Source organism: Flagellimonas eckloniae, from assembly GCF_001413955.1.
Classification (GTDB): domain Bacteria; phylum Bacteroidota; class Bacteroidia; order Flavobacteriales; family Flavobacteriaceae; genus Flagellimonas; species Flagellimonas eckloniae.
On the sequence record NZ_LCTZ01000002.1, the window covers coordinates 3,628,685 to 3,635,000 of the forward strand.

Genomic DNA, 6,316 nt, shown 5'->3' on the forward strand with positions numbered 1-6,316 from the left:
CAAAGTTTAAACAAATTTAGGGTTTTTAAATATCCAGTGATAATTGCTCAGGAAGTTGTCTAAAGCTTTTTCTATGATATTTGGTAAGGCCATAGGTTCTAATTGCTTCGCGGTGCTCTTTGGTAGGATATCCTTTATTTTTTTTCCAGTTGTACATGGGAAATTCTTCATGGATTCTTGCCATATATTCATCTCTATACGTTTTAGCCAATACAGAAGCTGCTGCAATGCTCATAAACTTCCCATCTCCCTTTATTATGCATTCATGTGAAATGGATGGGTATGGTTTGAATCGATTGCCGTCAACAAGAATAAAACTTGGGGTATTTAATAATCCATCAAGAGCTTTGTGCATTGCTAAAATGGAAGCATTCAAAATATTAATGGTGTCAATTTCTTCTTGAAAAACATGACGTACGGAAAATGATAAAGCTTCCTTTTCTAAAAGAGGTTTTAAAAATTCTCTTTTCTTTTCTGACAATTGTTTGGAATCATTTAATAATGTATTCTCAAAATCAGGAGGTAATATAATGGCTGCTGCCGTAACGGGACCAGCCAAGCAACCTCTTCCCGCTTCATCGGTCCCTGCTTCATTCTGATATTTATAAATACTCTTGAGCAAGTTTTTTTCTTGAACTATGTTAATGTAAAGGTAAATATAGTGAAGCAGTGTTGTAGGATATAAACTTTCACATTTCTTTAGAAACAAAACATATACCTTTGCTTGACCAATAATATGGAATGAGATTTTTATTTTTTACCCTGATTTTTTTTCTAGGTCTAAAAGCATATACACAACAGGACTCTATTCCCCAGCAGGATTCTATCCCCAAAGCAAAAAAAATGGATTCCATTGCCCAGGATTCAATACCCATGGAAAAAAGGAAAGATTCTACCGCTAAAGACTCTCTTTTTTTTAAAGGACCAAAAAAACAAAAAATAGAAGTCGATTCTGTATCCATCAAAGACTATAAAATCGTATCCCATGCACGGGATACTATTTTCTTGGACACTACTTTAACAATTAAAAAGGAATACAAATACAATTACCTTAGAAAAGATGATTTTGAACTGATGCCCTTTTCAAACATAGGTCGTCCGTACAATGTTCTGGGACGAACATTTTCAAACAATACATTCTATCCGCAATTGGGTGCAACCACAAAGCACAACAACTATTTTGAAGTTGAGGACATTGCGTATTACAATGTGCCCACTCCAATTACGGAATTAATGTTTAAGACCACTTTGGAACAAGGGCAATTGTTAGATGCCTTATTAACGTTTAACACATCTAAGAGATTAAATGTTTCAATTGCGTTTAAAGGATTTAGGTCTTTGGGAAAATACCAATATGATGAGGCCAAGTCGGGTAATTTTAGGACATCGTTTAACTATACAAATAAAAAGAACACGTATGCCCTAAGGGGGCATTTTGCTGGTCAGAAACTTGAAGCTGAGGAAAACGGAGGGCTGTCAAACCTAGAGCAATTTGAAAACGACCCTGAAGGTGATTTTACGGATAGGTCAAGGATTGATGTCCTGTATACAAATGCTACAAATAGATTAGTAGGCAAACGATACTATCTAGATCACAAGTTTAAGTTGATTAATTATAAAAAGGATTCAACAACTACAGAACCTACAACATTGACTATTGGACATGAATTTAATTATGAGTCAAAGCTATATGATTTTGTACAGTCATCTCAAAATGATGCTTTTGGAGATGATCCGTTTGTTACCCCAATTGAAGACAGGGCTAGATTAAAGACAATGTCCAACACCGTATCTGCTGAATTCTCAAATAAAATTTTAGGAAGTATTACAGGCACTTTGGGTCTTTACAATTACAATTATTTTTTTAATAGTTTGTTGATAACGGAATCAGGCACAATACAAAATCAATTAAAAGGAGAAGAAATAATAGCAGGTGGAAGGTACCATAATGATTTTGGCCGTTTGAGTTTAACTGGAAATGTAAATTACACCGTGTCGGGAGAACTTACCGGAAACTCGTTCAATGCAGGATTGGATTATCGAGTGAATGACAATAATGTGATTTCAGGTGGTATTCATGCTTCTTCAAGGATGCCGGATTTTAACTATTTGCTGTATCAAAGCGATTATAGGAATTTTAATTGGCAGAACACGGATACTTTTGAAAACCAACAAATACAAAGTATCAGATTTGCATTCGATTCTAAAAAATTTGGAAGGATAGATGCCGAGTATAGCAATATTGATAATTACACCTATTTTGAATCAATAGCTACAGAAGAAGAAATAGAAGCCGCTCAAGAAACTGCTTTTGTGCGGCCTTTTCAAGAAACTTCAACCATAAATCATCTACGTGTAAAATATGCCAAAGAATTTAAATGGAGAAGATGGGCGTTCAATAACACTGTTCTTTATCAAAATGTTACTCAAGATAATCAAGTATTGAATGTGCCTCAACTGGTAACTAGAAATACATTGTATTTCTCCAAGGATATCTTTAAAAGGGCAATGTTTATACAAACAGGGGTTACATTTAAATATTTCACTTCATATAACATGAATGCCTATAATCCTTTGTTGGGTGAATTTTATATTCAAAATAGGGAAGAGTTTGGCGGGTATCCATTAATGGACTTTTTTATCAATGCGAAAGTTAGACAGACAAGAATATATTTAAAAGCAGAACACTTCAATTCTCTCTTCGCAGAACCTAATTTCTATGCTGCGCCAAATTATCCATACAGGGACTTTGTTATTCGTTTTGGATTGGTGTGGAATTTCTTTTCTTGAAGTTACTATAATATTCCATTAATTGCTGGCTGAAAAACAGCACTTTAGAAAATTATTGATTTTTTTATGGAAAAATAGGCTGAAACTATTTGCGGAGAAAAAATAAGCTGACTATATTTGCACCCGCTTAGCTGATAAGGCTGGGTTTGAAAAGGGAATAAAAAAGGTCTTTTTCGGGTCTGTTTTTTTTCTTTTTGATTAGGAAGAAGTTCATTTGACATATTGTATAGACAGCGTAAAAGAGAATAACAAAGAACCATTTTGATGCAGGGACTTGGGAATTGTTTTGGGAGTTAAGAATATTTAACTTTTTACAATGAAGAGTTTGATCCTGGCTCAGGATGAACGCTAGCGGCAGGCCTAACACATGCAAGTCGAGGGGTAACATTTGTGCTTGCACAAGATGACGACCGGCGCACGGGTGCGGAACGCGTATGGAACCTGCCCTTGTCAGGGGAATAGCCCAGAGAAATTTGGATTAATGCCCCATGGTATCCATTTGCCACATGGCATATGGATTAAAGATTTATCGGACAAGGATGGCCATGCGTACCATTAGTCAGATGGTGAGGTAACGGCTCACCATAACTACGATGGTTAGGGGCCCTGAGAGGGGGATCCCCCACACTGGTACTGAGACACGGACCAGACTCCTACGGGAGGCAGCAGTGAGGAATATTGGACAATGGGCGGGAGCCTGATCCAGCCATGCCGCGTGCAGGATGACTGCCCTATGGGTTGTAAACTGCTTTTATACGGGAAGAAACCCATCTACGTGTAGATGGCTGACGGTACCGTAAGAATAAGGACCGGCTAACTCCGTGCCAGCAGCCGCGGTAATACGGAGGGTCCGAGCGTTATCCGGAATCATTGGGTTTAAAGGGTCCGTAGGCGGGCCATTAAGTCAGGGGTGAAAGTCTGCAGCTCAACTGTAGAATTGCCTTTGATACTGGTGGTCTTGAGTCGTTGTGAAGTGGCCGGAACATGTGGTGTAGCGGTGAAATGCATAGATATCACATAGAACACCGATTGCGAAGGCAGGTCACTAACAACGTACTGACGCTGATGGACGAAAGCGTGGGTAGCGAACGGGATTAGATACCCCGGTAGTCCACGCCGTAAACGATGGATACTAGCTGTCGGGACCTCGGTCTCGGCGGCCAAGCGAAAGTGATAAGTATCCCACCTGGGGAGTACGTTCGCAAGAATGAAACTCAAAGGAATTGACGGGGGCCCGCACAAGCGGTGGAGCATGTGGTTTAATTCGATGATACGCGAGGAACCTTACCAGGGCTTAAATGTAGTGTGACAGGGGTAGAGATACCTTTTTCTTCGGACACATTACAAGGTGCTGCATGGTTGTCGTCAGCTCGTGCCGTGAGGTGTCAGGTTAAGTCCTATAACGAGCGCAACCCCTACCGTTAGTTGCCAGCATGTAAAGATGGGGACTCTAACGGGACTGCCGGTGCAAACCGTGAGGAAGGTGGGGACGACGTCAAATCATCACGGCCCTTACGTCCTGGGCCACACACGTGCTACAATGGCCGGTACAGAGGGAAGCCACCACGCAAGTGGGCGCGGATCTATAAAACCGGTCACAGTTCGGATCGGGGTCTGCAACTCGACCCCGTGAAGCTGGAATCGCTAGTAATCGGATATCAGCCATGATCCGGTGAATACGTTCCCGGGCCTTGTACACACCGCCCGTCAAGCCATGGAAGCCGGGAGTGCCTGAAGTCCGTCACCGTAAGGAGCGGCCTAGGGCAAAATCGGTAACTAGGGCTAAGTCGTAACAAGGTAGCCGTACCGGAAGGTGCGGCTGGAACACCTCCTTTCTAGAGAAAGACGACCGGACGATGTCCCGTCCTTTCATCGGGGTGGTCCTTGTTTTTCTTTTATGCTGTCTTATAATATGTTCACCAAAGAGTCTCATAGCTCAGCTGGTTAGAGCGCTACACTGATAATGTAGAGGTCGGCAGTTCGAGTCTGCCTGAGACTACTGTATTGCGGTCTTATGGCTGCTTACGTTCATTAAATATTGAAGGAAATTCTAGAAGTTGGGCAACCATGGGTTGACAGGTTACAATTAACTGCAGACTGTTAACTGTGAGCTGCCGCCTAGAAATGGGGGATTAGCTCAGCTGGCTAGAGCGCCTGCCTTGCACGCAGGAGGTCATCGGTTCGACTCCGATATTCTCCACAAGGGCGTAAAAGCTGTCCACGGCATATTTTTTTGCCAGTGGCGGCCCGCCACAAGTTCATTGACATATTGGGACGGAGCGTGATGGTTTATACCATCATGGCGAAGTCAAAAAAGAAACACGAAGTAGAATAGAATATAATAAAGGATTACGAGGGCATTTGTACTTAGGTACAGGTGCGACAAGCAAAATAAGGGCGTATGGGGGATGCCTGGGCTCTCAGAGGCGAAGAAGGACGTGATAAGCTGCGAAAAGCCACGGGGAACTGCACACGAGTGTTGATCCGTGGATATCCGAATGGGGCAACCCGGCTGGTTGAAGGCCAGTCACCTCGCAAGAGGGGCAAACCCGCTGAACTGAAACATCTAAGTAGGCGGAGGAAGAGAAAACAATAGTGATTCCGAAAGTAGTGGCGAGCGAAATCGGATTAGTCCAAACCAATGTTGTTTCGGCAACATTGGGGTTGTAGGACCACGACATTTGGCGCGCAATGAACTGGAACCCTTTGGAAAGAGGGGCCGTAGACGGTGATAGCCCGGTACAGGCAAAGAGCGTTGCCAATAGTGGTATCCTGAGTAGTGCGGGGCACGTGAAACCCTGTATGAATCCGGCGGGACCATCCGCCAAGACTAAATACTCCTGAGAGACCGATAGTGAACCAGTACCGTGAGGGAAAGGTGAAAAGAACCGTGAATAACGGAGTGAAACAGATCCTGAAACCATACGCTTACAAGCGGTCGGAGCATGTTTACATGTGACGGCGTGCCTTTTGCATAATGAGCCTACGAGTTACTTTTACTGGCAAGGTTAAGCACTTCAGGTGCGCAGCCGTAGCGAAAGCGAGTCTGAACAGGGCGCCAGAGTCAGTAGTAGTAGACGCGAAACCGTGCGATCTACCCATGGGCAGGTTGAAGCTGTGGTAACACACAGTGGAGGACCGAACCCGTTGACGTTGAAAAGTCTTGGGATGACCTGTGGGTAGGGGTGAAAGGCCAATCAAGCTCGGAAATAGCTCGTACTCCCCGAAATGCATTTAGGTGCAGCGTTCTGATAGTTATATAGAGGTAGAGCTACTGATTGGATGCGGGGGCTTCACCGCCTACCAATTCCTGACAAACTCCGAATGCTATATAATGTTTCAGGGCAGTGAGGGCATGGGTGCTAAGGTCCATGTCCGAGAGGGAAAGAACCCGGACCATCAGCTAAGGTCCCCAAGTGTGTGCTAAGTTGACAAAACGCGGTGGAACTGCATAGACAGCCAGGATGTTGGCTTGGAAGCAGCCATTCATTTAAAGAGTGCGTAACAGCTCACTGGTCGAGCGGTT

2 protein-coding genes, 2 tRNA genes and 2 rRNA genes (1 of these 6 only partly in view) are annotated in these 6,316 nt (G+C 43.2%); 5 read left to right on the top strand and 1 reads right to left on the bottom strand.

The genetic code is table 11. The features are described from left to right. Positions 1–25: 25 nt before the first annotated feature. Entirely contained in the window at positions 26–622 is a 597-nt protein-coding gene (locus AAY42_RS15650; RefSeq protein WP_055397990.1) for a ribonuclease HII, read from the bottom strand. A gap of 119 nt (positions 623–741) precedes the next feature. Between AAY42_RS15650 and AAY42_RS15655 the strand changes: the two genes are divergently transcribed. From AAY42_RS15655 to AAY42_RS15675, 5 genes are all read left to right on the top strand, one after another. Continuing rightward, the gene (locus tag AAY42_RS15655; RefSeq protein ID WP_055396897.1) at positions 742–2,790 is read left to right on the top strand and encodes a putative porin; all 2,049 of its coding nucleotides are present in this window, start codon (positions 742–744) and stop codon (positions 2,788–2,790) included. Positions 2,791–3,103: 313 nt separating this feature from the next. Continuing rightward, positions 3,104–4,625 (top strand): 16S ribosomal RNA (locus AAY42_RS15660). Positions 4,626–4,715: 90 nt separating this feature from the next. Continuing rightward, positions 4,716–4,789 (top strand) — tRNA-Ile (locus AAY42_RS15665). A gap of 127 nt (positions 4,790–4,916) precedes the next feature. Next, positions 4,917–4,990, top strand: a tRNA-Ala gene (locus tag AAY42_RS15670). 179 nt (positions 4,991–5,169) lie between these two features. Then, positions 5,170–6,316 (top strand): 23S ribosomal RNA (locus AAY42_RS15675) (it continues 1,680 nt past the right edge of the window). Together the 16S and 23S rRNA genes with 2 tRNA genes alongside form the textbook arrangement of a ribosomal RNA operon.

Coding starts and splice junctions, on each gene's coding strand:
- AAY42_RS15655 (WP_055396897.1), top strand. CDS start 742: ATGAGATTTTTATTTTTTACCCTGATTTTTTTTCTAGGTCTAAAAGCA.